Consider the following 26386-nt stretch of genomic DNA (forward strand, 5'->3'; position numbering starts at 1 on the left):
CGCCCAGGGTCAGGCCGCCCGTGCCCAGGTCGATCAGTGCGCCCGCCTTGGCCCCGGCGGCAGCGCCCGCTGCGGCCCCGGCTGAGGTGCCCAGGGCCAGGGCTGTGCCGTCGATGCGGCGCGGCGCGGGCAGCGGTGGGGCCAACTGCGCCGACGGCATGGCAGGCGCGGCGGGCTCGCCATGCAGGGCGCGCAGCGTGGCGTCCAGCGCGCGCACCTGGTCTGCGTACTGCGCAGCGGCGGCATCTGGCGGCAGGCGGGTGAGTGCGGCGCAGGCGCGCAGGTGCTGCGCCAGCGCCTGCAGGGCCTGGCCAAAACGCAGTTCATTGCGTTCCACCCAGGCGGCGCGCAGGCGGGCCAGGGCATTGTGCTGGGCGGGCAAGGCAGGGCTGAGCCTGTCGAACAGCGTGGGCTCCTGCACCCAGCTGGCGCCAAAGTCTTCCCAGCGCAGCGCCACGTGGGGGGCGGCCTGCCAGGCGGGCGGGATGGGGTCGGTGGCCCAGGCCAGCACGGCGTCCACGGGCTGGCCCGTGTGGTCGGTGAACCGCAGGTGGTCGCCTTCCGGGGTCTGCAGGCTGGCGCCCAGCAGCACCTGGGCTTGTGCCTGCGGGCCGTGCAGGCCGATCACCAGGTCGCCCGGCAGGCTGGCGCGCAGCGTGTCGAAGGCGGGGCCTTGCGGGTCGATGTGGCCCTGCCACCGGTGTTCGCGCCAGCGTGCCCCGGCGGCCAGGGCCAGGCGCGGCAGCACCACGGCCAGCAGCAGGCCCACGTACATGCCGACCCAGCGGCTGCCTGCTGCACCGCCCGCACCCGCTACGCCACTTTCGCCCGCAAAGTTCTGCGTGGCCGCGATCTCCTGCAGCGTGAAGGGCGCCAGGCCCAGCAGCAGGGTCAGCGGCGCAAACAGCACCGAGACGATGGCGTGCACCTGCGTGGCGTCGAGAAAGGTGCTCTCCCAGCCAAACTGGTAGCGCACCACCAGCCCGCGCAGCAGCAGCGACAGCGCAATGCCCGCGCCCCAGGCGGCGGCGCACAGGTGCAGCACCCGCGCGGCACGCTGCTGCAGCAGGCCGGCCGCATGGGCCCACCAGCGCTGGTGAAAGTCGGCCGCAATGCGCGCGGCCAGCCCGCGCCCCCGCTCGGCACGGCCGAAGGGATGGTGGAGGGGGCGCAGCGCCTGCTGCAGCCATGCGCCGTGCGCCTGGGGCGGGCGCATGGCGCGCCAGGCGATCAGCAGGTAGACGGCGAGGTTCCAGGCCAGCACGGTGAGCAGCGGGGGCGAGAGCAGGTCCACCCGGTGCGCGTTGCTGATGCGGTCGATGGCCAGGCCCAGCAGCAGCGCTGCCAGCGGCAGACCACGCGCCACCCAGGGCCCCAGCCCGCCTGTGCCGGGCCGCTGGATGTGTTGGGCGTGCAGCGCGGCCACGGTGCTGTCGCGGCCGCTGGCGTGGTCGGCGATGGTGGTGGCGCGTTCCAGCATCACCTCGGCCACCCCCACGCGGGGCAGCCCGCGCGCCCGGGCAGCAGCCACGGCGCTGCGCGTGGCGTCCTGCAGCTCCACCGCGCTGACCAGGGTGTGCCGGGTGTCGGCCTGCTCGATGGCCTGGGCCAGCAGCAGGGTGCGAAGCTGGGGCTCGGTCACGCGCATGAATGCTCCTGATTCAATAGCTATCAACGCATGGTGGACGAGCGCAGAAGGGCATTTTGAACCTTACTTTGGCCACAGCGCCCACAGCCGCAGGTTCTGCTTGAGGCGCCCGGCAATGTCGCCCGCCTCGGGGCCCCAGCCGGTGAAGTAGTCGGCCCGCACCGCGCCCAGGATGGCGCTGCCCGTGTCCTGCGCCAGCACCATGCGGCTGAGCTGCACCTGCGGGCCGCTGGAGGCCAGCCACACCGGCGTGCCATAGGGGATGCTCTGGCGGTCCACCGCGATGGAGCGGCCGGGGGTGAGCGGCACGCCCTGTGCGCCCTTGGGGCCAAAGCTGGCATCCATGCCCACCAAGGGTTCCTCTTTGAAGAACACGTAGCGCGGGTTGGTCCACATCAGCTCGTTGGTGCGCTGGGGGTTGGCCGCCAGCCAGGCGCGGATGCCGGGCCAGGTGGCGTCGCGGGTGTAGCCCTGGTCCAGCAGCCAGCGGCCGATGCTCTGGTAGGGCTGGTCGTTGGTGCCCGCGTAGGCCACGCGCACGGTGGTGGTGCTGCCATCGGCCTCGGTGATGCGCAGGCGGCCCGAGCCCTGGATGTGCAGCACCATGGATTCCACCGGGTCGCGCAGCCAGGCGATGGCGCGGCCCGCGAGTGCGGCCTGGGCCTCGGGCAGGGTCTCGATCTGCTGGCGCGTGTACCAGGGCTTGCGTGCACCAAAACCGGCGGGCAGGCGGTAAACAGGCACGGTGAAGCCGTTGCCGGGTTGGCGCGCGGCGTCCATCATGGGTTCGTAATAGGCGGTGAGCAGGCCCTCGGCATTGCCGTCGGTGGCCTCGACGCGGTAGGGCTGCAGGCGCGCGACGAGCCAGGCGCGTTGCTCGTCGGCGGTGGCAATGCTCAGCTGGCGCACGTCGCTGCACAGCGCGGTGAAGGGCGGCACGGGCCGCTCGCAGCTCTTGATCCAGGCGTTCCAGGCCTCGTGCAAGGCGTCCTCGCCAAAACCGGGCAGCTCGGCCCAGCGCACGGGCACCCAGCGGCTTTTGGGCTGTGCCAGCGGCGGCGGCAGTGGGCCGGTGTCGCCGGGCAGCACCACGGAGCTGGCGGGCGGCGGGGGCGGGATGGCCCCGGGGCGGGAGGGGCTTGGGGCGGGCGGCGTGGAGCAGGCGGCCAGCGTTCCTACAATCAGCGCCGTCACAACAAGGCGCAGGGGGTTCAAGGTCATGGGGCTGATTTTGCTTGAAGCGCTGCTGGCGCTGGTGCTGCTGGTGGCCATCGTCTGGTGGACCATGTTTTCGGGCCGCAAGAAGGGTGAGCTGCCAAGCGACGATGCCGATCAGCCACCCAAGTAACTCATTTATTTATAGCTACAAAGCGCCATTGGATGGGCGCAAACGGCCTGAAAAGCTCTGAGCCCGCAGTCCAGGGCCGATGACGGTCAGCCCGCCCCCCGCAGCAGGTTGGCCAGCTCCACGGCCGACTTCACCTGCATCTTGTCGAACACGCGCGAGCGGTGCACCTCCACCGTGCGCACGCTGATGTCGAGCTGGTCGGCGATCAGCTTGTTGGGCAGGCCCGCCACCACCAGGTCCATCACATCGCGTTCGCGGTCGGTCAGCTCGCCCAGGCGCACCTGCAGACCACTGCGCGCACGCAACTGGTTGAGGCGTTCGGTGGACTGGGCCAGCGCCTGCTCGATGCGGTCCACCAGCGCGTTGTCGGAGAAGGGCTTTTCGCAGAAGTCGAACGCGCCGCGCTTGACGGTGTCCACCGCAGTGGGCACGTCGGCATGGCCGGTGAGAAAAATCACCGGCATGGTGGCCAGGTCGCCGCGCGCGGCCAGCAGGTCGAACAGCGCCAGCCCACTCATGCCGGGCATGCGTACGTCCAGCAACAGGCAGCAGGGCTGGCGCTGGGCCGGGCGGCTTTGCAGCATGGCGTCAAAGGCTTCGGCGCTGTCGTAGGACTCGCTGGGCAGCCTGCGCGAGCGCAGCAGCCAGGCCAGGGCTTCGCGCACGCTGGCATCGTCGTCCACGATGTACACGGTGGCGTTGGTAATGGGCTCCATAGTTCAACTCGGTTGTCTACTGAATTGTCGGTTACGCGCGGTCGTGGGAACTGGCGCGGCCTGGGCGGGGGCCGCCGCGCAAGGGCCGCCCAGCCGCGCTGGCGGCGTCTCCTTTTCCCGCGCACAGCGCGAGAGAAGGGGGACGCGATGCAGTCGCTCAGGGGGTTGCCGCTGGTAACGTGAAGGTGAACACCGTACCACGGGGCTCATTCGGTGCGAACCCGAGAAAACCGCCGTGCTGTTCGATCACCGTGCGGCACATGCTCAGGCCCAGGCCCATGCCCTCGGGGCGGGTGGTGAAGAAGGGGGTGAAGAGCTTGGCGGCCACCTCGGGCGGGATACCGGTGCCCTGGTCGGTCACAGTGAATTCGATCCAGCCGCTGGATTTGCTGGAGGCCGCGTGCCGCACCCGGATGTCGAGCACGCGGGTGCGCACGGCCGGGTCGTCCATGGCCTGCATGGCGTTGCGCGCCAGGTTCAGCAGCACCTGCTCGACCATGGTGCGGTCGCACAGCGTGGGGGGCAGGCCGGGCTCCACGGTGGTGTGCACGCGCACGCCCAGCTTGCGCGCCTGCAGGCTCACCAGCGGCAGGATGGCGTCGAGCAGCTGCTGCGCGTGCACCGCCTCGCGCGCCTGGTCGCGGCGGCGCACAAAGTCGTGCACGCTCTTGATCACGCGGCCCGCGCGTTCGGCCTGGCGCGCAATCTGCCGCATGGCCATGCGCACGTCATCGAGCGCATCGGGGGTGGGCGCGGCGGCGGTCCCCGAGGAGGCAGACGCAGATGCCAGGGCGGGCGTGGCCTGCTGCTCCAGCAGGTTCAGCGAGCCGTTGGCGTAGCTGGAGATGGCGGCCAGCGGCTGGTTCAGTTCGTGGCTGAGCAGCGATGCCATCTCGCCCACTGTGGCCAGCCGGGCCGTGGCCTGCAGCCGCTCCTGTGAGGCGCGCGAGAGTTCCTCGACGCGGCGCTGCTCGCTGATGTCCAGGAAGGCGCTCATCCAGCCGGTGTGCTGGCCCTGGGCGTTGATCAGCGGCGCCTCGATGATGAGCACCGGGAAGCGCGTGCCGTCCTTGCGCATAAATTCAGACTCGAAGCCCTCGCGCGGCGGCATATAGCCCGCAAAACGGATGGCCTGGCGCTGCTGGTACTCCTCCACGCGTTCGGGCGGCCAGTACGGCGCCGACATGCTCAGGCCCAGCAGTTCCTGCGGGCTGAAGCCCACCATCTCGCAAAAGGCCGGGTTCACATAGGTGATGCGGCCCTGCAGGTCGCGTGCGCGCAGGCCGGTGACGAGCGAGTCCTCCATGGCCTTGCGAAACGCCAGCGCGTCGGCCAGGTCACGTTCGGCGCGCAGGCGGCGGCGGTTGTCGCGCACCAGCACCACCATCACCGTCACCAGCGCAATCGACATGGCCGTGACCAGTGCCGTGAGCACGTTGGGGAACACGCTGGGCGCGGTGTGCCAGCCGTCCATGCGCAGCACCAGGGTGGCGCCGGGCAGGTCCAGCAGGTGCTGGGCGGTGAACATGCGCGAGCCCCGGCGGGCCGCGCCCATCACGGCCAGGCGTGTGCCGTCGGGTTCGGTGAACGAGGCCTCCTGGCTGCGCGTGAGGTTGTGCGCCACCAGGTTCAGCAGGATGTCCTGCAGCCCGTAGGTGGCCACCAGGAAGCCGGTGGTGCGCCCGCCAGCGGTCAGGGGCACGCACAGCTCCATCATCTCGGAGCCCAGGCCGTCACCGTGCGGCTGGAAGTAGCTGGTGGAATAGGCGGGGCTGCCCAGGCGCCGGGCGTTGGTGCAGGCGATGGTCAGGTCGGACTGGCTGCTGTCGCGCAGCCGCATGTCCCAGGCCACGGGGCGGTAGGGGGATTGCACATGGGTGCGCAGCTTCAGGTGGGCGTCGCGCCACTCGATGCGCACCAGTTCGCGGCGGATGCGCAGCAGCTCCGAGGCTTCGACCTCCCAGGCAAGCTGCCCCGGCGCATCGGCGGGCAGGGCCTGCAGGCTCTGCAGGTTGTGCGTGAGGGCGGTGCGGATGTCGGACACCGCATCGGCCGCGTCGCGCTCCAGGCGCGTCTGCACCTGGCTGGCCTCGTAGCGCCCTGCCAGCCACACCATGGTGGCCAGCATCGACACCACGAGCAGCACCAGCGCCGTCCACAGCGACCAGCGGCGCCAGGCGCCGCGCCAGCGCTGCAGCAGGGTGCGGGGGGGACGTGGGGCGCGCGGGTCGGTCACGGCAGCACGCGGTGCGTGAGCGCGGGCAGCTGGGCGCGCACAGCGCGCAGCCGCTCGGCGTCGAGCACGCCGGCCACGGTGCCGGGGCCCTGGTCCTGCTGCGCCAGCACGGTGCCCCAGGGGTCCACCAGCATGCTGTGGCCCCAGGTGTGGCGTCCGTTCTCGTGCACGCCGCCCTGGGCGGGGGCCAGCACATAGGCCAGGTTTTCGATGGCGCGGGCGCGCAGCAGCACCTCCCAGTGGGCCTGCCCCGTGGTGTGCGTGAAGGCGCTGGGCACCAGCAGCAGGTCGGCCCCCGCGCGGGCATGGGCGCGGTACAGCTCGGGAAAGCGCAGGTCGTAGCACACCGACAGGCCCACGCGCCAGCGCTGGCCGTTGCGTGCCTGCAGGTCAAACTGCACCGGGGTGTTGCCCGCCTCGATCACGCGGCCTTCGTCGTACAGCTCGCGCCCGTTGTTGAAGTGGAACAGGTGGATCTTGTCGTAGCGCGCCACGCAGGCGCCGGTGGGGTTGAAGACCAGCGTGGTGTTGCGCACGCGATCCGGGGCGGTGGTCTGCAGCGGCAGGGTGCCGCCCACGATCCACATCTGCAGCGCACGCGCCGTGTCGGCCAGAAAGCGCTGGATCACCCCGTCACCGTTGGCCTCGCGCAGCGCGAGCTTGTCGGTGTCCTTGTGGCCCATCACGCAGAAGTATTCGGGCAGCACTGCCAGCTCGGCGCCGCCCTGCGCGGCTTCTTCCAGCAGTGCACGCGCCGCGCGCAGGTTGTCGTCGCGCAGGGTGCCGGACACCATCTGGATGGCGGCTACTTTCATGAGGGCTCTCCGGTCTTGGGGGGGCTGCTGCGGGGCGGGGCGTCGGTGGTGGGGTTGGCTTCGCGGCCCCGGCGCGCCACGCGCACCACGCGCGGGTCGGCCCAGGTGCCGTCCACGCGGAACTCCTGCGTGGCGGCCTCGATGAGCGGGCCGCGCAGGAACACCTGGGCCAGGAAGCTGCCCAGCCCGATCACAGGGTTGATGGCCGTGGCCACCAGCGAGGCCGTCATGGCATTGATCTCGGGCACCACCACCACGCGCAGGTCCTGGGTTTCCTGGTCGATGTTGGCGTGGCCTTCCATCAGCACGGCGGCGTTCACGCCCTTCATCTGCAGGTTGTTGGTGGTGGCTACGCCCTGCTCGATGCGCAGGTCGCCGCGCACGAAGTCGAACGCAAAACCTTCGCTGAACACGTCGCGGAAGTCGAGCGTGAGGCGGCGTGGCAGCGACTGCAGGCTCAGCACGCCCAGCAGCTTGGCCAGGCCCGGGTCGGCCTTGAGGAACTGGCCGGACTCGATGTTGAGGTTGATCTGCCCGGTCATGCTGCGGTAGTCGGGGCTGAAAGGCGCGCCGATCCAGGCCACCTGCCCCTCCATGCGGCCCTTGCCGCGCCGCACCACATTGGCCATGCCCATGCGGCCCAGCAGGTCGCCCGAGTCGCGGATATCAAGCTTGAAGTTCAGCACCGTGCGCCGCTCTGCCGCGCGCGGGGTGGCCCCTGCCGCATTGAGCACGGCCCAGTTGCCGTTGGCCGTGAGGCTGGCTTCGGGTGCGGTGATGTTGAACTTGGCGAGGCGCCACTCGCGCTGGGCGCCCTCGCCGCCCCGGTTCTGGGCCTCCATCTCGACCCGGCCCAGGCGTTTGCCGCGCAGCTCGAAGTCGTCCACCACGATGTCGAGCGCGGGCAAGGTGCCGGGCTGTTCGTCCAGCAGCGCCTCGACCTGGGTCACGTCGCTTTGTGGCATGTTCACGCGCGAGAGCCGTGCAAACAGGCGCCCGTTCGGATGGTCGGCGCTGCCCGGCTGGCGGTACTCCAGATAGCCATTGAGTTCGGTGGCGTCCAGGTTGGCGCGCCAGGTCGTACCGTCGCGCAGGGCCCCCGCCACCACGTTGTGCAGGGTGCGGCCCTGCAGCGTCAGCTCGCGCGCGCGCAGTGCCAGGGTGGTGGGCAGGTAGTCCTGCGCCATGGCCGGGCCGGAGGGGCCGGGCGTGGCGCTAGCGGCTGGGGCCGTGCGGGCGGGCGGCTCGGCCGTGGTGGCCTGCGTCAACACGTCCTCCCAGGCGTCCACATCCACCTTGCCCTGGCTGATGTTGGCGGCCACGCCCTGCACAGGCACTGGCGCAGATTCACCGCCGCTCAGCCCCAGACCAATGGCGCCGCGCAGCACGCGGGGCTGGGGGCCGCTCAGGTCACGCAGGTAGGTGGCCGAGCCCAGGGCGCCCAGGTCCAGGGTGATCTGGTCGCGCAGTGGGGGCGCGTTGTTGCCATTGCCATTGCCGTTGGCGGCCAGGCCGGTGAGGGATTCGCGCGCCACCTGGGTCTCGAAGCGCAGGGGCAGGATGCTGTCGGCGGGTTTGCCCAGCGGCGGCGGCAGCGCCAGCGCCAGGCCCTGCAGCGTGGTGCTTACCTGCAGTTCGGGCACACCCCGGCGGAACGCCAGGGCCAGGGTGTAGGGCGTGCTGCCGGTGGCGCGGCGCGCCAGCTGCGCCAGCGTGCCCAGCTGCGGCGTCTGCTGCAGGCCTTCGGCGGTGGCCGTGCCCTGGGCGCGCAGCTGCACGGCCGATTCGGTGGCGGGCGCATTGGGCGCCAGCGCCCGCATGCCGCCTTCCAGCCGCACGTTGCCGCCCAGCGCCTGGGCCTGCACGTTGGTCAGCGAGAACCCGGTTTCGCTGAACTGCACGGCACCCCGCACCCGGCTCAGCGCGGGCGTGTCGGGGGTGATGCGCAGCTCGTTGCCCGCCAGCGTGACGGTACCCTGCACCTTGGATTTGTTGATGTCGCTGATGGGCAGGGCGAAGCGCAGCTGGAAGTCGGCATTGCCGGTACCGCTGGCCTGGTCGAGCGCGTGGCCGGTCATGCCCCCCAGGGGCGAGGTGGTCATGAGCGCGAGCAGCTCGGCCAGCGGGCCACGCGCGTCGGCGTTCACGGCCACCACGGTGTGTTCCAGGTCGGGGATCTTGGCGTCCACCTTGGACAGCCGCAGGCCCTTGCTGCCCGCAAAGCTGCCGCTGGCGCCGCGCACCATCATCGAGGAGCGCTCAAAGATCAGCTCGCCGCCCAGTTCCGTGAGCGCGGGCCAGGGCAGGGTGCCCGCTGGCTGGAGCGAAGAGGGCACATAGGCGTAGGTCACATCCTTGACCCGCGCGGCGATGCGGAATTCGCCCAGCTTGGGGTCGTTGAAGGGCAGGTCGTGCAGATCGCCCTTGACGCGGAACTGCACGTTGCTGGCGCTGCCTGCCACCACCGCATCGCGCACATAGTGGCGCGACTCGGCAGGGATGGACAGAGGCAGGTAGCGGTGCACGCGCGTGCCGTCGGCACGGTTGAGCGTGCCGGTGAGGTCCAGCACCCCGGGGAAGCGCGATTTGTGGGGCGCCTTGCTGGCATCGCTGGTGTGCCAGGTGGCGCGGGCCTCGCCCTGCGCATCGGCGTTGGCAAACTGCACGTCGTTGGCCTGCACGGCGATGCGGCTGCCTTCGATCTGCCAGCGCAGGTCGGCGCTGAGCCGGTCCAGCGGCAGCAGCGGGTCTTCGAACACGCCCGGCAGCACCAGCGCCCCCGAGGCCATCGTGAGCGCGGCCTTACCGCCCGCCTGGGTCATGTCGATGTCCACCGTGGCGCCGCGCAGGCCCAGGTGGGTGGGTGCCGTCCCTGTGGGGGCTCCGGCCAGGGCCAGGCCCCGGATGCGGCCCTTGACCTGGTACTGCTGCAGAGCATCGAGCGGGCCCTTCCAGGTGGCCTGGATTTCATCGACCAGGCCCTCGGGGGTGTAGGTGCGCACGGCATCGTGCGCCGTGGGCCCCAGGGGCAGGCGGCTGGCGATCTGTGCCAGCGCGGCCAGGTCCAGGCGGTCGGCACGGAACTCGCCCTGCTCCGGGGCCTTGCCCGTGGCCGCCGTGTGAATGAGTCGCAGGTTGCCGCCGGGCCAGGTCAGGCCGTCGTCGGTCTGGAACTGCAGGCCCTGGGTGGAGAACTCGAACCCGCCGCTCAGCCGCCGCCCTCCCAGGCGCCCCTGGACGGAGGGCAGCACCAGCGCCTGCAGGTCGGGGCTGAGGGTGGTGTTCACATCGGCCAGCGCCAGGTCGGCGGTGCCACCCACAATCTGCCCGCCCCGTACATCGGCCCAGGCACGCAGCGCGCCTCGGCCCTGTGCTACTTGAATGCCCAGGTCGGCGTGGTGGCGCAGTTGCGAGACATCGACCCGTGCGAAATCGGCAAAAACCTGGCCGTTCCAGTGTTTCCAGTTGCCGTCGCCAGCGCGCAGCAGCGGCGCGCGGAACAGGCCCACCACCGTGAAGCGGTCGCCCCAGGCCGGCGGCGGGGTGGCATCCAGGCGCATGTGGTGGTGCCAGTTGCCGTTGCGCAGCACCAGGTTGACCTTCTCCAGCGCCAGCGCGGGGGCGCCGCGCTGCTCGTCGGTCCAGCGCACGGTGCCGTCCTGGATGAACACTTCGCCCTGCGAAAAAAGCCAGTCGGCCGCGTCGTTGTTGTCTCCCTGGTTCTGGGCAAACTCCAGCCCCGCCACGTAGATGCGGCCGTCGGTGGCGCGGCGCACGTCCAGCTCGGGCCCCTGCACATAGAGCTGCTCGAACCCGCCCTTGAGCAGCGAGCGGGGCGACAGCGCCACCACCACCCGGGGCAGTTGCAGGGCGGCGCGGCCCGATGCGTCCAGCAGCGCCACATCTGTCAGTTCAATCGACGGCACCAGCCCCTCGGTGCGGGCCGCGATGGCGCCGATCTGGACGGGAACCCCCAGAGCCCGTGCGGCATGCGCCTCCAGCTGTGGGCGGAAGTCCCCGATTCGCGGCACAATCCAGCCATGAAGGGCCCCCCACGCGATGGCCAGCAGCAGCCAGAAGGCCAGCAGCAACCCCAGTGACCACCGCGCAAAACCTGCCACGATTTTGAGCAGGCGTGAGGGGTGCGTGGTGGGATCGATCATGGTGGGATTGAATGTGGCAGGAATTATGACCCGCGTGCCTCGCGTGGGTTCACTACAAACTCAGTACGCAGCCTCGGGCTTCCCGCGCCTTGTCCACCATGACCGCACCGTCCTCTGACCCCCGCTGCAACCAGCCCTTCCCCGAGGGGCCGCTGGCTGAACACTCGCGCTTCTACCAGCGCCTGCACCGCCGCTACGCGAACGACCTGACTTTGCTGCCGCCCGGTTTTCCGGTGTTGGCCACCATGGAGCAGGCCTACGATGCGCTGTGCGCCCGGGGCTGCGACACCGGCACCGCCCTGCGCATGTTGCGCCAGCTGGTCATGGAACGGCTCATCCGGCTCGATTGCGAGGCACAGGCCCCGCTGGCCGACATCACCCGTGCCGTGACCGAACTGGCCGAGCTGGCCCTGGACCGCGCCTGCGCCCAGGCGCGCCGCGAACTCGACGAACGCCATGGCGCGCCCTGCGGGCCGCAGGGCCAGCCCGTGCAGCTCTGGATCATCGGCATGGGCAAGCTGGGCGCCCGCGAGCTGAACGTGTCCAGCGACATCGATCTGATCTACGTGTACGAGCACGACGGCGAAACGGCGGGCGTGGAGGGTGGCCGGGGCCGCATCTCCAACCACGAATACTTTGCGCGCGCCGTCAAGGCCATCTACAGCCTGGTGGGCGACACGACCGAGCACGGGTTTGTGTTCCGTGTGGACCTGGCGCTGCGGCCCAACGGCAATTCGGGCCCGGCCTCGGTCTCGCTGGCCGCGCTGGAGGAATACCTGCAGATCCAGGGTCGGGAGTGGGAGCGGTTTGCCTGGCTCAAGAGCCGGGTGGTGGCCCCGCGCGACTGCATTGGCCGCCCCGAGGTGCAGGCGCTGCGCGGGGTGGTGCTGCCCTTTGTGTTCCGCCGCTACCTGGACTACAGCGTGTTCGATGCGCTGCGCTCCCTGCACAGCCAGATCCGCGACCATGCGTCCAAACGCAGCGCCGGGCACCCCGAGCGCGCCAACGACGTGAAGCTCTCGCGCGGCGGCATCCGCGAGATCGAGTTCACCGTGCAGCTGCTGCAGGTGGTGCGTGGCGGGCAGTTCCCCGAGCTGCGCCGCCGCCCCACGCTCGACGCCCTGCAGCGGCTCGCCCACGCAGGCCTCATGCCGCAGGCAACGGCCGACGCGCTGGCCCAGGCCTATGTGTTTTTGCGCCGGGTGGAGCACCGCATCCAGTACCTGGACGATCAGCAGACCCATGTGCTGCCCACCCGCGACGACGACCTGGCCTGGATCGCCCAGACCCTGGGCTTCAAGGACTGCTGCGCGTTCTTGCATGAGCTGGACGCCCACCGCGAGCTGGTGGCGCAAGAGTTCGACACCCTGCTGGGTGGGGCGGGCAAAAAACAGTGCAACGGTGGCGGCTGTGGTGGCCCCCGCGCCGCCGCGCCCCCACCGCCCGAGCTGGAGGCCCTGCTGGAGCAACTGCCCGGTGGCTTCCGCGAACGCGTGGCCGAATGGCGCAGCCACCCGCGCGTGGAGGGTTTGCGCGACGAGGCGCGCGCGCGGCTGTTCCGCCTGGTGCAGCGCACCGCGCAGTGGCTGAAAGAAGGCCGCGTGACCGAAGAGGCCGCTGTGCGCCTGGCCAACTGGCTGGAGCCCCTGCTGCGCCGCGAGAGCTACCTGGCGTTGCTGCTGGAGCGCCCCTCGGTGCACGAACAGCTGTTGCACCTGCTGGGCGCCGCCAAATGGCCCGCGCGCTATTTGCTGCAACACCCGGGCGTGATCGACGAACTGGTGGGTGACCACCTGCTGTCCGAGCGTTTTGTGGTGGCCGACTTCGAGCGCGAGCTGGGCATGCGCCTGGCCTCGCTGCGGTCCACCGGCGAGGACGACGACGAAACCCTGCTCAACCTGCTGCGCCGCGCGCAGCACGCCGAAACCTTCCGCACCCTGGCGCGCGATGTGGAACGCCGCATCACCGTCGAACAGGTGGCCGACGACCTCAGCGCCCTGGCCGACAGCGTGCTGCGCATCACCAGCCAGTGGTGCTGGAGCCGCCTCAAGAACCGCCACCGCGACGAACCCCAGTTCGCCATCATTGGCTATGGCAAGCTGGGCGGCAAGGAGCTGGGCTATGGCAGCGACCTCGACATCGTGTTTGTGTTCGACGACGATGATGACCGCGCGCCCGAGGTCTATGCGGCCTTTGTGCGCAAGCTCATCAACTGGCTCACCGTCAAGACCGGCGAAGGCGACCTGTACGAGATCGACACCGCACTGCGGCCCAACGGCAACTCCGGCCTGCTGGTGACCAGCTTCGAGGCCTATGCCAACTACCAGCAGCAGCGTGGCAGCAACACCGCCTGGACCTGGGAACACCAGGCCATGACACGTGCGCGGTTTGTGATGGGCAGCGAGGCCTTGCGCGAGCGCTTCGACGCCGTGCGCGAGGCCGTGATCACCTCCGCCCGCGACCCGCTGGCGTTGAAAGACGAGATCGTGACCATGCGCGAGCGGGTGCGCTCGGCCCACCCCACGCCCGCCGGGCGCTTCGATGTGAAGCACAGCCCAGGCGGCATGGTGGATGCCGAATTCGCCGTGCAGTACCTGGTGCTGTCGCAGTCAGCGGCGCACCCCGAGCTGCGCGGCAACCTGGGCAACATTGCGCTGCTGCAGCGCGCCGAGCAGGTGGGCCTGCTGCCCTCCGGTGTGGGCGTGGCGGCCGCCGATGCCTACCGCGAGCTGCGCCGCGTGCAGCACGTGGCGCGTCTGGACGAAGCCCCGACCCAGGTGACCCCTCCCGCCTTGCAGGCCGAGCGCGATGCGGTGCTGGCGCTATGGCGGGCGGTGTTTGGCGCGGAGGCGTAGGGCCTTCGGGGGCGACGGTGACAAATGGTTGCATCTTGGTGCGGCACCGCTTCATGAAAAATTCATTAATTCAAACAACTGTTTGAATTCTGGTGGTTTAATCCGGGGCCATGAGTTCCGGTGCCCTCCCTTCCATCATTCCTGCCTCCCAGCGCACGGCCCGCAGTGACGGCGAAGACACGCGCGCGCGCCTGCTGCAGGCTGCGCTGCAGCTCTTTTCTGAAAAGGGGTTTGCCCAGACTTCCGTGCGTGCCATCGCCCAGGCGGCGGGCACCAATGTGGCGGCCATTGCCTACCACTTTGGCGACAAGGCGCAGCTCTACACCGCCACGTTCTACGAGCCCTTTGGCAGCGGCAGTGACCTGATCCCGGTGTTTGCCGACCCGGCGCTGGATCTGGCGGGTGCGCTGCGCCAGTACTTCGCAGGCTTTTTGGAGCCGCTCAAGCACGATGACCTGGTGACCCAGTCGCTGCGCCTGCATGTGCGCGAGTTGCTGGACCCCACCCATGTCTGGCCCGAACTCATCGAACGCGAGTGCCGTGCCCCCCACATGGCACTCATCCAGGTCCTGTGCCGACACATGGGTGTCTCGGTGGTGGACGACGATATGCACCGCCTCGCCTTCTCTCTGGCGGGTCTGATCATGCAGCTGTGGACACAGCGCGACCCCTTGCAGGCCATTGCCCCCCAGCTGGCGACAGCGGCGGCGGTGGACCAGTGGGTGGAGCGGCTCACCGGCTACGCATTGAGCATGGTGCACGGGGAAATCACGCGGCGGAAGGCCACACAAGGGCCTGCGCGCCACGCTTCCAGGACTTCGCACAAAAAGGAATCCAACGCATGACATTGAGCACGACCTTGCGCACCCGCCAATGGGCGTGGGCGGCCTGGGCCGTCTGGCTGCCCCTGGCCCTGGGCGCCTGCGCAACCACCGCGCCGCCTGCCCAGGTGCCTGCAGCACCTCCGGCGGGCTGGCAGGCCCCGCTGCCACACCAGGGCTCGCTGGGCGACATGGCCCGGTGGTGGACCCAGCTGGGCGACCCGCTGCTGGTCGAGCTGATCGACGCCGCCCAGGCCGTGAGCCCCGGCATCGCCCAGGCCCAGGCACGCCTGGCGCAGGCCCGCGCCACGCAGGTCAGCAGCCGCGCCGCGCTGCTGCCGTCGCTGGATGCGCAGGCGAGCGCGAGCCGGGGCTTGAATGAGCAACTGGCACGCGTAGCCACCACGGCGCAGGTCGGGCTGCAGGCGAGCTGGGAGATCGATCTGTTTGGAGCGAACCGGGCCACCAGGACCGCCGCCGAGGAGCGGCTGGCGGGCGCGCAGGCGCTGTGGCACGAAGCCCGCGTGAGCGTGGCGGCCGAGGTGGCGCTGCAGACCAGCAGCCTGCGCACCTGCCTGGCGCAGCTGCAGGTGGCCGAGCGCGATGCGCAGTCGCGCGGCGAGACCGCGCGCCTCTCCGATCTGAGCGAGCGTGCGGGTTTCACAGCGCCTGCCACGGCGGCCCTGGCCCGCGCCAGTGCGGCCGAGGCCCAGGCCCGCGCGTCGCAGCAGCGCATGCTGTGCGATGTGGACGTGAAGACCCTGGTGGCGCTCACGGGCTGGGAGGAACCCACCCTGCGCACCCGCCTGGCCGCGCCCGTGGCGGCAGCGCCCGACACGCTGTTTGCGATTGCCGCATTGCCCGCCCAGGTGCTGGCCCAGCGCCCCGACGTGTACAACGCCGAGCGCGAAGTGGCCGCCGCCAGTGCCGAGGTGGGCAGCGCGCAGGCGCAGCGCTACCCACGCCTGTCGCTGAGTGGCTCGGTAGGCAGTGCCTGGGTGCGCGCCAACGGCGTGACGACCGACCTGAACACCTGGACCATCGGCCCGCTGGCGCTGAGCGTGCCCCTGTTTGACGGCGGCCGCCGTGCCGCGCTGACCGATGCCGCGCAGGCCCGCTACGACGAGGCCGCCACGCTGTACCGCGCCAAGGTGCGCCAGGCCGTGAGCGAGGTGGAGCAGGCACTGGTGCGGCTGCAGAGCACGGCCGAGCGCAACGCGAGCGCGCGCACGGCGGCCGAGGGCTACCGCGCCTCGTTCGACGCGACCGAGGCGCGCTGGCGCGGTGGGCTGGCCAGCCTGGTGGAGCTGGAGGACGCGCGGCGCACTGCGCTCGCTGCCGAGAATGCCCTGGTTGCTTTGCAGCACGAGCGCCAGGCCGCCTGGATTGCGCTGTACCGCGCTGCGGGCGGAGGCTGGAAAGTGTGAAACACCCCCTGAGTCGCTTCGCGCCTTCCCCCTCTCTCGACTCGCTGCGCGAGCCGGGAGGGGGACGCCCCCAGTGCGGCGGGGCGGCCCTTGCACGGGGGCGCTGGCCTGGGCCGCGCCAGTTTCATCCCCCGCGGGTGGTACGTAGCGCCATGGAAAGCTGAAATGAATCCTTCAGGACGAAAGAAAATGCAAAATTTCTCTGCCTTCAAGTTCTCTCCCACCACCTTCGCCGTGATCACCGCCTGTGTGCTGGCCACGGGGGGCGCCCTGGTGTACTCCGGCGCATCGCGCGCAGCCGACGAACCCAAGGCGGGCCAGCCCCGCCCCGCGCTGACTGTGAGCACGGCCCAGCCGCAGCGCACCGCCGTGCCCGTGCGTCTGGCCGCCAACGGCAATGTGGCCGCGTGGCAGGAGGCCAGCATCGGCGCCGAGAGCAATGGCCTGCGCCTGACCGATGTGCGTGTGAACGTGGGCGACGTGGTCAAGGCCGGCCAGGTGCTGGCCACCTTCTCGGCCGAGACGGTGCAGGCCGATGTGGCGCAGGTGCGCGCCAGCCTGCTCGAAGCCCAGGCCAACGCAGCCGAGGCTGCCGCCAACGCCGACCGGGCCCGCGCGCTGCAGGCCACGGGCGCATTGAGCCAGCAGCAGATCCAGCAGTTCACCACGGCCGAGAAGACGGCCCAGGCGCGGGTGGAGGCGGCCCAGGCCACCCTCAACGCACAGCAGCTGCGGCTGAAGTACACCCAGGTCGTGGCGCCCGACAGCGGCGTGATCTCGGCGCGCACGGCCACGGTGGGCGCGGTGGTGGGGGCGGGCACCGAGCTGTTCCGCATGGTGCGCAAGGGCCGCCTGGAGTGGCGCGCCGAAGTCACCTCCACCGAGCTGCGCCGCATTGCGCCCGGTGCCAAGGTCAGCGTGACGGCGGCCAGCGGCGCAACGGCCGAAGGCACGGTGCGCATGGTCGCGCCCACGGTGGACCCGCAGACGCGCAACGCCTTGGTCTACGTCGATCTGCCCGCCAACGCCGACTTCCGTGCGGGCATGTTTGCGCGCGGCGAATTTGCGCTGGGCAACAGCGATGCCCTCACCGTGCCGCAAGAGGCGCTGGTCGTGCGCGATGGCTTCTCGTACGTGTTTGTGGTGGGCCCCGAACAGCGCGTGCAGCAGCGCAAGGTGCAGGCAGGCCGCCGCGTGGCCGACCGCGTGGAAGTGCTCACGGGCCTGGACGCCAATGCCTCAGTGGCCGTGCGCGGGGCGGGTTTCCTCAACGACGGCGATCTGGTGCGCGTGGCCGCAGCCCCTGCAACCCCCGGTGCGCCCCTGCAGGCGTCCGCCGTGGGAGATTTAAAGCAAAAACAGCCTTCACCGCGCGATGGTAAAGCGCTGAATGCTATCAATTGAGGAGTATCAGGATGAATCTATCCACCTGGTCCATCAAGAACCCGATACCGGCGCTGATGCTGTTTGTGCTGCTGACCTTCGGCGGCCTGCTGTCCTTCAATGCCATGAAGGTGCAGAACTTCCCGGACATCGACCTGCCCACGATCTCGGTGACCGTGGCGCTGCCCGGCGCATCGCCCGCGCAGCTCGAAAACGACGTGGCGCGCAAGATCGAGAACAGCATCGCCACGCTGCAGGGCCTCAAGCACATCTACACCAAGGTGCAGGATGGCGGGGCCACCATCACCGCCGAGTTCCGCCTGGAGAAGCCCACGCAGGAGGCGCTGGACGATGTGCGCTCGGCCGTGGCGCGTGTGCGTGGCGAGCTGCCCGGCGATGTGCGCGACCCCATCGTGACCAAGATGGATCTGGCCGCGCAGCCCGTGCTGGCGTTCACCATCGCCTCGACGCGCATGGACGACGAGGCGCTGTCCTGGTTTGTGGACGATGCCGTGGCCAAGAAGTTGCTCACGGTGCGCGGCGTGGGCGCGGTCAACCGCGTGGGCGGTGTGCAGCGCGAGGTGCATGTGGCGCTCGACCCGGTCAAGCTGCAGGCCCTGGGCGCCACGGCCGCTGATGTGTCGCGCCAGCTGCGCCAGGTGCAGACCGAAAGCGCTGGCGGCCGCACCGACCTGGGCGGCAGCGAGCAGCCCGTGCGCACGCTGGCCACCGTGCAGTCGGCGCAAGAATTGGCGGGCCTCACGCTGGCCTTGTCCGACGGGCGGCATATCCGTCTGGACCAGGTCGCCACGGTGTCCGACACCATTGCCGAGCCGCGTGCGCTGGCGCTGCTCAACGGCAAGCCGGTGGTGGGCTTTGAGGTGGCGCGCAGCAAGGGCGCGAGCGAGGTCGAGGTGGGCGCCGCCGTGCAGGTGGCGCTGCAGGAGATGCGCGCGCAGCACCCCGATCTGGAGATCACCGAGGCCTTCAACTTCGTGTTGCCGGTGCAGGAGGAATACGACGGCTCCATGCACCTGCTGTACGAAGGCGCGCTGCTGGCCGTGCTGGTGGTGTGGCTCTTTCTGCGCGACTGGCGCGCGACCTTTGTCTCGGCCGTGGCGCTGCCGCTGTCGGTGATACCGGCGTTCATTGGCATGCACCTGCTGGGTTTTTCCATCAACGTGATCACGCTGCTGGCGATGTCGCTGGTGGTGGGCATCCTGGTGGACGACGCCATCGTGGAGGTCGAGAACATCGTGCGCCACCTGCGCATGGGCAAGACGCCCTACCAGGCGGCCATGGAAGCCGCCGACGAAATTGGCCTGGCCGTGGTGGCCACCACCTTCACGCTGATTGCGGTGTTTTTGCCCACCGCGTTCATGAGCGGCATTGCGGGCAAGTTCTTCAAGCAGTTTGGCTGGACGGCGTCGCTCGCGGTGTTTGCCAGCCTGGTGGTGGCGCGCCTGCTCACGCCCATGATGGCGGCCTACATCCTCAAGCCCATCGTGGGCGACCACAAGGACCCGCGCTGGATGACGACCTATCTGCGCTGGGCGGCCTGGTGCATCAAGCACCGCTGGATCACCTTCCTGGGCACGGCGGCGTTCTTCATCGGCTCGCTGGCGCTGATCCCGCTGCTGCCCACGGGCTTCATCCCGCCGGACGACAACTCGCAGACCCAGGTGTACCTGGAGCTGCCACCCGGCGCCACGCTGGCGCAGACCCGCGCTGCGGCCGAGGATGCGCGTGAGCGCATCGCCAAGGTGGACCACGTGAAGAGCGTCTACACCACCATTGGCGGTGGCACGGCCGGGGGCGACCCGTTCATGGGCAGTGCCAACGCCGAGACGCGCAAGGCCACGCTCACCATCCTGCTGGCCGAGCGCGGCGACCGCCCGCGCAAGCAGGGCATCGAGAACCAGATCCGCGCTGCGCTGGAAACCTTGCCCGGTGTGCGCAGCAAGGTGGGCCTGGGCGGCTCGGGCGAGAAGTACGTGCTGGTGCTCACCGGCGACGACCCGCAGGCGCTGACCACGGCCGCGCTCGCGGTCGAGAAGGACCTGCGCACCATTCCCGGCCTGGGCAGCGTGTCGTCCACCGCCAGCCTGGTGCGCTCCGAGATCGCCGTGCGCCCCGACTTCGCGCGCGCCGCCGACCTGGGCGTGACCAGCAGCGCGATTGCCGAGACGCTGCGCATCGCCACCGTGGGTGACTACGACGTGTCGCTGCCCAAGCTCAACCTCGCCTCGCGCCAGGTGCCCATCGTGGTCAAGCTGCGGGACGACGCGCGCAAGGACCTCGCGCTGCTGGAGCGCCTGCCGGTGCAGGGCAGCAAGGGCCCGGTCATGCTGGGCCAGGTGGCCACGCTGGAGTTCAGCGGCGGCCCGGCCGTGGTGGACCGCTACGACCGTGCGCGCAACGTGAACTTCGAGATCGAACTCTCGGGCCAGCCCCTGGGCGATGTGACCAAGGCCGTCGCGGCCCTGCCCTCCATCCAGAACCTGCCGCCGGGCGTGCGCCAGATCACGATTGGCGATGCGGAGATGATGGGCGAGCTGTTTGCGAGCTTCGGCCTGGCCATGCTCACCGGCGTGCTCTGCATCTACATCGTGCTGGTGCTGCTGTTCAAGGACTTCCTGCACCCGGTCACCATCCTGGCGGCGCTGCCGCTGTCGCTGGGGGGCGCGTTTGTGGGCCTGCTGGTGGCGCAAAAGAGCTTCTCGATGCCCTCGCTCATCGGGCTCATCATGCTCATGGGCATTGCCACCAAGAACTCCATCCTGCTGGTGGAGTACGCCATCCTGGCGCGGCGCGAGCACGGCATGACGCGCTTCGAGGCGCTCATCGACGCCTGCCACAAGCGCGCGCGACCCATCATCATGACCACGCTGGCCATGGGCGCGGGCATGCTGCCCATCGCCATCGGTTTTGGCGCGGCGGATGCGAGCTTCCGCTCGCCCATGGCGGTGGCGGTGATCGGGGGGCTCATCACCTCCACGCTGCTGAGCCTGCTGGTGATTCCGCCGGTATTCACCAGCGTGGACGACCTGGGCCAGTGGTTCGGGCGCATGCTGCGCCGGTTGCGGGGGCTGCACCCGGTGCGTGCGCCAGCCGAAGCCCTGCCGTCCACGCCACCTGCAGCGCATTGACCACCTGCCAGGCCGTGAGGGCCTGGCGGCGAGCTGGGGGTTTCGTCGGCTGAAAAGCCGGGAAATCACCCGGCAGGCAAAGGGTTTGGCGGGGGCAGGGCGTTAGATAATGTAACGAGCACCATGAACCTCGTCAGCCTCAACATCGAATCCATCCAGCTCGGCCACCCGCTGCCTTTTGTGCTGCGGGGCTCCGACGGTGTCCTGCTGGCCCAAAAAGGCTACGTGATCCGCACCCGCGAGGAACTGGCCAAGATGGTGGCCCGGGGGCGCCAGCTGTGTGTGGACACCGACGAGTCGGGCGAAAGCCACCGCGCTTACCTGGCCCAGCTGCAGCGCATGCTGATCGCCGACACCAACCTGGGCGAGATCGCATCGATGAAGATGAAGGCCGCCGAGGAGACCGCGAGCCGGGCCCGCGCCGCGGCAGCCCGGGCCCAGGCGGACTGGCCCGAACTGCAACTGCGCGCCACGCAGCTGCTGCGCTCGCCCTCGCCCAGCGACTTTGGCGGGCGTTTCCAGGCGCTGCACGACGAACTGGTGCGCCACTGCGAGCAGACACCCGATGCCACTCTGCTGGCGCTGATCTACCTGTCGGCGCAGGAAACCCGCATGTACAGCGCCACGCATTCGATGCTGGTGAGCTGCGTGTGCATGGTGGTGGCGCGTGAGATGCTGCGCTGGCCCGCAGGCCGGGTGCAGCAGGTGGGGCATGCGGCCCTCAGCATGAACATCGCCATGACCGAGCTGCAGGACCAGCTGGCCCAGCAAACCCACCCGCTGACCGCCGCCCAGATTGCGGCAGTGGAAGACCATGCCGCGCGCTCCGAGGCGCTGCTGCGCCACCTGGGCGTGGCCGACCCTGTGTGGCTGGAGGCCGTGCGCTGCCACCACCACCGCACGCCCGGCCCGCTGGACAAGAAAACCGAGGCCCAGCAGATGGCGCGCCTGGTGCAGCGTGCCGACATCTTCGGCGCCCGCCTGGCGCCCCGCGCTGCCCGCTGGCCCATGCCCGTCACGGCGGCCATGCAGGCCAGCTACTACGACGAAGAGCAGCAGGCCGACGAAGCCGGTGCAGCACTGGTCAAGACCCTGGGGGTGTACCCGCCGGGCGCCTTTGTGCGGCTGGCGAGCCGCGAGGTGGGCGTGGTCATCCGCCGGGGCACCACCGCCACCACGCCCAAGGTGGCCGTGGTGACCAACCGCGACGGCATGCCCACCGGCGAGCCCATCCCGCGCGACACGGGCATGCCGCCCTGGAAGGTCACCGGCGTGGTGGCTTTCAAGGATGTGCGCGTCAAGCTGTCGCTGGACCGCCTGCTGCAGATGGTCTGACCCCTGGCCATGCCCCGGGTGTGCCGGGTGTGGCCAGCCGTTTCTCCCCTCCTTCCCCTTTTTTCTCTGCCCTGCCTGCCGGCCCTGTGCGCCCTGCGGGCATGGCCTGCGTGTGCCTGCCTGGCTGCGGGCAGCTCGGCGGGTAGGCCCGCCCATGCCGCCATGTCGGAAATCTGAATCCAAACGCTGGGATATTGCGTATACCGTTCAGTACAAATAAAAACTCATGTGGACAAAAAATAATGAAGCGGTTAAATTGCCTCCATCGCCCGCTTGCCGCCGCACACACCATGAACACACTGTCTCGCTGTTTCCCTCTGGCCGCCCTGATGGCGGCGGGGCTGTTGCTGTTGCCCGCCGCCCAGGCGGCCGATGCGCCCGCCAACTGCCCGGCCACGCTGCAGCACAGCTTTCCGCGCCTGCAGGACGAAAAGCCCCAGTCGCTGTGCCAGTACAGCGGAAAAGTGGTGCTGGTGGTCAACACGGCCAGCTTCTGTGGCTTTACCGGCCAGTACAAGGGGCTGGAGGAGCTGTATGCGCGCTACAAGGACAAGGGCCTGGTGGTGCTGGGCTTCCCATCCAACGACTTTGCCCAGGAAAAAGGCAGCAACAAGGAAATCGCGGACTTCTGCGAAAACACCTTCGGGGTGAAGTTCCCCATGTTCGCCAAGAGCAGCGTGAAGGGCCCCGAGGCTTCGCCGCTGTTCCAGCAGCTGGCGCAGCTGTCGGGCACCGCGCCACGCTGGAACTTTCACAAGTACCTGCTGGGGCGTGACGGCCAAGTGGTGGACAACTATTCCAGCTTGACCAGCCCCGACAACAAGGGCCTGGTGCGGGCCATCGAACAACAACTGGCCCGGCCCGTCCCCCGGTGAGCGCCGTGGTTTCTTTACGTTTCTTTAAAAAAAATCCGGGCGGGCCCTGGAACTTCGCGGAAATGGCACCACTCTATCCATTGCGCAAGACGATTGCGCGGCGTACAGTTTTAACGTTGCGAAGCCTTTCGGGCCCCTGGGTTCCGACTGACCTCCTGGAGCGCTTCTCCTCCCTCCCTCTCTTATTCGTTTCGGGACGCTTCGCAACCTTTTTATTCCAGGCGCCGGCCAGAGGGGGCCGGCCATGAAAATCGCCATCATCGGCTCCGGCATCTCCGGGCTGTCGGTCGCGCACCAGTTGCGCGGCCAGGCGGACATCACACTCTTTGAGGCGGGCGACTACTTCGGCGGCCACACCCACACGGTGGATGTAACGCTGCCGGATGCCTCGGGCACCCCCGTCACCCACGGCGTGGACACCGGGTTTCTTGTGTTCAACGAGCGCACCTACCCTCATCTCATCCGCCTGCTGGCCGAGCTGGGCGTGGAGACGGCCAAATCCGACATGTCGTTTTCGGTGCAGGTGCCTGCAGCCCTCGGCGATGGCCGCGCGCTGGAGTGGAGTGGCACCAACCTCAGCACCGTGTTTGCCCAGCGCTCCAACCTGGTCAACCCGCGCTTTCTGGGCATGCTGCGTGACCTGCTGCGCTTCAACAAGCTCTGCACGCACATTGCCGAAAAGCAGGCCGAGGCCGCGCTCATGCAGCCCCTGGGAGACTTCCTGCGCGAGCACCGCTTTGGCGACGCGTTCCGCGACTGGTACTTCTTGCCCATGCTGGGTTGCATCTGGAGCTGTCCCACCGACCAGATGCTGAAATTCCCCGTGGCCACCATGATCCGGTTCTGCCACAACCACGGCCTCATCCAGGTGAGCAACCGCCCGCAGTGGTGGACGGTGTCTGGCGGTGCTCGCCACTACGTGGACAAGATCGTGGCGGGCATCGCCGACAAGCGCCTGAACACCCCCGTGCGCCGCATCGAGCGTGATGCCGCCGGTGTGCGCGTGGTGACGACCGGCCACACCGAGCACTTTGACAAGGTGGTGCTGGCCACCCATTCGGACCAGTCGCTCGCCCTGCTGGCCCAGCCCACGCCGCACGAGCGCGCGGTGCTGGGTTCTATTCGCTACCAGGCCAACCGCGCCGTGCTGCACACCGACACGTCCGTACTGCCCGAGCGCCGCGCCGCCTGGGCCGCGTGGAACTACGAACGTGCCCCGCAGCGCAGCCGCGAGTCGGCCCGCGTGTGCCTGCACTACCTCATCAACCAGTTGCAGCCCGTGCCGTTTGCGCAGCCTGTGGTGGTGTCGCTGAACCCGGTGCGCGACATTGCGCCCGAACACGTGATCGGCAGCTACGAATACGCCCACCCGGTGTTCGACATGGCCGCCATCCGTGCCCAGCAGCAGGTGGGCAAGCTGCAAGGGCAGCAGCACACCTGGTTCTGCGGCGCCTGGACGGGCTACGGCTTCCATGAGGATGGCCTGAAATCCGGGTTGGCGGTGGCCGAGCAATTGCGGGCGGCCCTGCCCGCTCCCCTGGCGGAGGCCGCGTGAGCCACGCCCCGGCCCCCACCGCAGCGCCCCTCATCGGCTTCGGCCAGGTGCGCCATACGCGGCTGCGGCCCCGGCGGCATGCATTTGCCTATCCCACGTTTTTTCTGATGCTGCCCATGCGCAGCCTGAGCGGCACACACACCAGCACACACACGTCGCTGGCGGTGAACCGCAGCGGCGCCATCAGCTTCCATGACGTGGACCACGGTGACGGCCGCAGCGCCGCGCAGGGTGGTGCGCTGGCCTGGCTGGACGAGCTGCTGCGCACCGAAGGCATCACCGACGCCACGGGCGAGGTCTGGCTGCACTGCTATCCGCGTGTGCTGGGCTACACCTTCAAGCCCGTGAGCTTCTGGTACTGCCACCACGCCGACGGCCACCTGCGCGCAATCGTGGTCGAGGTGAACAACACCTTCGGCGAGCGCCACTGCTACCTGCTCGATGCGCCGCAGTACGGCGTGGAGCAGCAGGCGCGCAAGGTGTTCCACGTCTCGCCGTTCTGTGCGGTGAACGGGGGCTACCGGTTCCGCTTCATGCGCACCGAGGCGGGGGCACAGGACGCGGGCCGCACCGTGGTGCGCATCGACCACGACGACGACACCGGCCCACTCATCCAGACCAGCGTGAGCGGCGCCCTGCAGGCCATCACGCCCCAGACCCTGCGCCAGGCACTCTGGGGCTACCCCGCGATGACGCTCGCCATCATTGCCCGCATCCACTGGCACGCGCTGCAGCTGTGGCTCAAGCGCGTGCGTTTCCACCGCAAGCCCGAGGCGCCTGCATCCATCGTGACCCGCTGAATTCCATGACGAACGAGAACGCCGCCATGAACTCCACCACCGCCCCCCGTACCGCTCTGGCCTTGCCTGCAGGCACACCGGCTGCCGCCCGCACGGCGCTCAAGCTGCTGCAGCGCCTGCAGCACGGCCACCTCACGGTACAGCTGCCCGACGGCACCTTGCAGCATTTCGGCCATGGTGAGGGCCCCTCGGCCGCGATCACGCTCAAGAACTGGAACGTGTGCAGCGCCGCGCTCAAGTCCGGCGACATCGGCTTTGCTGAGAGCTACATCGCAGGCGACTGGACCACGCCGCACCTTACCGACTTGCTCAAGCTCTTCATCGCCAACCGCCAGCAGGTGGAAGGCGTGATCTATGGCACTTGGGCGGGCCGGCTGCTGTACCGCATCAAGCACTTGCTCAACCGCAACACCCGCGCCAACAGCCAGAAAAACATCCACGCCCACTACGACCTGGGCAACGCGTTCTATGAACTCTGGCTGGACGACACGATGAACTATTCGTCCGCTTGGTTCGAGGGCAATGCGGGCGGTGACATGCGCGCCGCGCAGCACGCCAAGGTGCGCCGCGCGCTGCGCATGGCGGGGGTGGAACCAGGCTCGCGGGTGCTGGAGATCGGCTGCGGCTGGGGTGCGCTGGCCGAGATGGCGACGGTCGAATTTGGCGCGAATCTGACGGGGGTGACGCTCTCCACCGAGCAGCTCGCATTCGCGCAAAAGCGCATGGCACAGCAGGGGGTGGCCGAGCATGCCGACCTGCGCCTGCAGGACTACCGCGACATCCAGGACGGCCCGTACGACGCCATCTGCTCCATCGAGATGGTCGAGGCCGTGGGCCGCGAATACTGGCCCACCTACTTCCAGTCGGTGAACCGCCTGCTCAAGCCCGGTGGCAAGGCCTGCATCCAGAGCATCGTCATCGACGACAGCCTGTTCGAGCGCTACATCAGCTCTACCGACTTCATCCAGCAATACATCTTCCCCGGCGGATGCCTGCCCTGCCCGCGCGAGTTCCGCCGCGAGGCCGAAGCGGCGGGCCTGCGCGTGGTGGATGAATTTGCGTTTGGCCAGGACTACGCCGAAACCCTCAAACGCTGGCGCGAGCGTTTTCTGGCGCAGCGCGCGCAGATCCTGCAGCTGGGGTTTGACGAGCGTTTCATGCACATCTGGGAGTTCTACCTCGCCTACTGCGAGGCCGCGTTTGCGATGCGCAACATCGACTTGGTGCAGTACACGCTGGTGAAAGCATGAATGCTATAAA

17 protein-coding genes are annotated in these 26386 nt (G+C 69.2%); 11 read left to right on the forward strand and 6 right to left on the reverse strand.

Annotated elements, in window-relative coordinates:
* Both AC07Z7_RS14415 and mltA read right to left on the reverse strand, forming a co-directional pair.
* Positions 1 to 1648 (reverse strand): DUF2868 domain-containing protein (locus tag AC07Z7_RS14415; RefSeq protein WP_494766646.1); only part of this gene is annotated, 1648 nt, incomplete at its 3' end.
* A gap of 63 nt (positions 1649 to 1711) precedes the next feature.
* Positions 1712 to 2869 (reverse strand): murein transglycosylase A, encoded by a 1158-nt coding sequence (gene mltA / locus AC07Z7_RS14420; RefSeq protein ID WP_494766647.1) that lies wholly within the window; start codon positions 2867 to 2869, stop codon positions 1712 to 1714.
* Here mltA and AC07Z7_RS14425 point away from each other — a divergent pair.
* The gene (locus AC07Z7_RS14425; RefSeq protein ID WP_420807449.1) at positions 2868 to 2996 is read left to right on the forward strand and encodes a hypothetical protein; all 129 of its coding nucleotides are present in this window, start codon (positions 2868 to 2870) and stop codon (positions 2994 to 2996) included. The two genes, mltA and AC07Z7_RS14425, sit on opposite strands and share 2 nt — an antisense overlap.
* Before the next feature lie 86 nt (positions 2997 to 3082).
* Here AC07Z7_RS14425 and AC07Z7_RS14430 read toward each other — a convergent pair whose 3' ends face one another.
* From AC07Z7_RS14430 to AC07Z7_RS14445, 4 genes are all read right to left on the reverse strand, one after another.
* On the reverse strand, positions 3083 to 3712 hold the full coding sequence (locus AC07Z7_RS14430) for a response regulator transcription factor (protein WP_094289469.1): 630 nt from the start codon (positions 3710 to 3712) through the stop codon (positions 3083 to 3085).
* Positions 3713 to 3869: 157 nt separating this feature from the next.
* The gene (locus tag AC07Z7_RS14435; RefSeq protein WP_494766648.1) at positions 3870 to 5948 is read right to left on the reverse strand and encodes a two-component system sensor histidine kinase NtrB; all 2079 of its coding nucleotides are present in this window, start codon (positions 5946 to 5948) and stop codon (positions 3870 to 3872) included.
* Entirely contained in the window at positions 5945 to 6763 is an 819-nt protein-coding gene (locus AC07Z7_RS14440) for a carbon-nitrogen hydrolase family protein (RefSeq protein WP_494766649.1), read from the reverse strand. Before AC07Z7_RS14440 ends, AC07Z7_RS14435 begins: the two co-directional genes overlap by 4 nt.
* Entirely contained in the window at positions 6760 to 10926 is a 4167-nt protein-coding gene (locus AC07Z7_RS14445) for a YhdP family protein (protein ID WP_494766650.1), read from the reverse strand. Before AC07Z7_RS14445 ends, AC07Z7_RS14440 begins: the two co-directional genes overlap by 4 nt.
* Before the next feature lie 98 nt (positions 10927 to 11024).
* Between AC07Z7_RS14445 and glnE the strand changes: the two genes are divergently transcribed.
* The 10 genes from glnE (at position 11025) to AC07Z7_RS14495 (ending at position 26376) form a co-directional block, all read left to right on the forward strand.
* Entirely contained in the window at positions 11025 to 13781 is a 2757-nt protein-coding gene (gene glnE, locus AC07Z7_RS14450) for a bifunctional [glutamate--ammonia ligase]-adenylyl-L-tyrosine phosphorylase/[glutamate--ammonia-ligase] adenylyltransferase (RefSeq protein WP_494766651.1), read from the forward strand.
* Between the two features lie 110 nt (positions 13782 to 13891).
* Positions 13892 to 14626 carry a TetR/AcrR family transcriptional regulator gene (locus tag AC07Z7_RS14455; protein WP_252658030.1) on the forward strand — a complete coding sequence of 245 codons (735 nt, stop codon included), beginning with the start codon at positions 13892 to 13894 and terminating at the stop codon, positions 14624 to 14626.
* A complete protein-coding gene (locus AC07Z7_RS14460) occupies positions 14623 to 16029 on the forward strand; it encodes an efflux transporter outer membrane subunit (protein WP_494766652.1) in 1407 nt (468 codons plus the stop codon). The genes AC07Z7_RS14455 and AC07Z7_RS14460 overlap by 4 nt, the downstream gene beginning before the upstream one ends.
* A 189-nt stretch (positions 16030 to 16218) precedes the next feature.
* Positions 16219 to 17433: an efflux RND transporter periplasmic adaptor subunit gene (locus AC07Z7_RS14465; protein WP_494766653.1), complete on the forward strand. Its 1215-nt coding sequence runs from the start codon at positions 16219 to 16221 to the stop codon at positions 17431 to 17433.
* A gap of 11 nt (positions 17434 to 17444) precedes the next feature.
* Entirely contained in the window at positions 17445 to 20561 is a 3117-nt protein-coding gene (locus tag AC07Z7_RS14470) for an efflux RND transporter permease subunit (RefSeq protein ID WP_494766654.1), read from the forward strand.
* 123 nt (positions 20562 to 20684) lie between these two features.
* On the forward strand, positions 20685 to 21896 hold the full coding sequence (locus AC07Z7_RS14475; protein ID WP_094289485.1) for an HD-GYP domain-containing protein: 1212 nt from the start codon (positions 20685 to 20687) through the stop codon (positions 21894 to 21896).
* A gap of 290 nt (positions 21897 to 22186) precedes the next feature.
* Positions 22187 to 22771 carry a glutathione peroxidase gene (locus AC07Z7_RS14480; protein WP_494766655.1) on the forward strand — a complete coding sequence of 195 codons (585 nt, stop codon included), beginning with the start codon at positions 22187 to 22189 and terminating at the stop codon, positions 22769 to 22771.
* Positions 22772 to 23015: 244 nt separating this feature from the next.
* Positions 23016 to 24326: an NAD(P)/FAD-dependent oxidoreductase gene (locus AC07Z7_RS14485; protein ID WP_494766656.1), complete on the forward strand. Its 1311-nt coding sequence runs from the start codon at positions 23016 to 23018 to the stop codon at positions 24324 to 24326.
* Complete coding sequence (locus AC07Z7_RS14490) at positions 24323 to 25126, forward strand: DUF1365 domain-containing protein (RefSeq protein ID WP_494766657.1); 804 nt, start codon at positions 24323 to 24325, stop codon at positions 25124 to 25126. Before AC07Z7_RS14485 ends, AC07Z7_RS14490 begins: the two co-directional genes overlap by 4 nt.
* A gap of 26 nt (positions 25127 to 25152) precedes the next feature.
* Positions 25153 to 26376 (forward strand): class I SAM-dependent methyltransferase, encoded by a 1224-nt coding sequence (locus AC07Z7_RS14495; protein ID WP_494766686.1) that lies wholly within the window; start codon positions 25153 to 25155, stop codon positions 26374 to 26376.
* The last annotated feature ends 10 nt before the right edge of the window (positions 26377 to 26386 follow it).

This window comes from Acidovorax sp. GW101-11A03 (assembly GCF_059424825.1).

Bases quoted from the DNA above. Each gene is read 5' to 3' on its own strand.
- AC07Z7_RS14425 (WP_420807449.1), top strand. From the start codon at position 2,868: ATGGGGCTGATTTTGCTTGAAGCGCTGCTGGCGCTGGTGCTGCTGGTG.
- AC07Z7_RS14440 (WP_494766649.1), bottom strand. From the start codon at position 6,763: ATGAAAGTAGCCGCCATCCAGATGGTGTCCGGCACCCTGCGCGACGAC.
- AC07Z7_RS14480 (WP_494766655.1), top strand. From the start codon at position 22,187: ATGAACACACTGTCTCGCTGTTTCCCTCTGGCCGCCCTGATGGCGGCG.
- glnE (WP_494766651.1), top strand. From the start codon at position 11,025: ATGACCGCACCGTCCTCTGACCCCCGCTGCAACCAGCCCTTCCCCGAG.
- AC07Z7_RS14460 (WP_494766652.1), top strand. From the start codon at position 14,623: ATGACATTGAGCACGACCTTGCGCACCCGCCAATGGGCGTGGGCGGCC.
- AC07Z7_RS14430 (WP_094289469.1), bottom strand. From the start codon at position 3,712: ATGGAGCCCATTACCAACGCCACCGTGTACATCGTGGACGACGATGCC.
- AC07Z7_RS14465 (WP_494766653.1), top strand. From the start codon at position 16,219: ATGCAAAATTTCTCTGCCTTCAAGTTCTCTCCCACCACCTTCGCCGTG.
- AC07Z7_RS14455 (WP_252658030.1), top strand. From the start codon at position 13,892: ATGAGTTCCGGTGCCCTCCCTTCCATCATTCCTGCCTCCCAGCGCACG.
- AC07Z7_RS14495 (WP_494766686.1), top strand. From the start codon at position 25,153: ATGAACTCCACCACCGCCCCCCGTACCGCTCTGGCCTTGCCTGCAGGC.
- AC07Z7_RS14470 (WP_494766654.1), top strand. From the start codon at position 17,445: ATGAATCTATCCACCTGGTCCATCAAGAACCCGATACCGGCGCTGATG.
- AC07Z7_RS14475 (WP_094289485.1), top strand. From the start codon at position 20,685: ATGAACCTCGTCAGCCTCAACATCGAATCCATCCAGCTCGGCCACCCG.
- AC07Z7_RS14445 (WP_494766650.1), bottom strand. From the start codon at position 10,926: ATGATCGATCCCACCACGCACCCCTCACGCCTGCTCAAAATCGTGGCA.
- AC07Z7_RS14485 (WP_494766656.1), top strand. From the start codon at position 23,016: ATGAAAATCGCCATCATCGGCTCCGGCATCTCCGGGCTGTCGGTCGCG.
- mltA (WP_494766647.1), bottom strand. From the start codon at position 2,869: ATGACCTTGAACCCCCTGCGCCTTGTTGTGACGGCGCTGATTGTAGGA.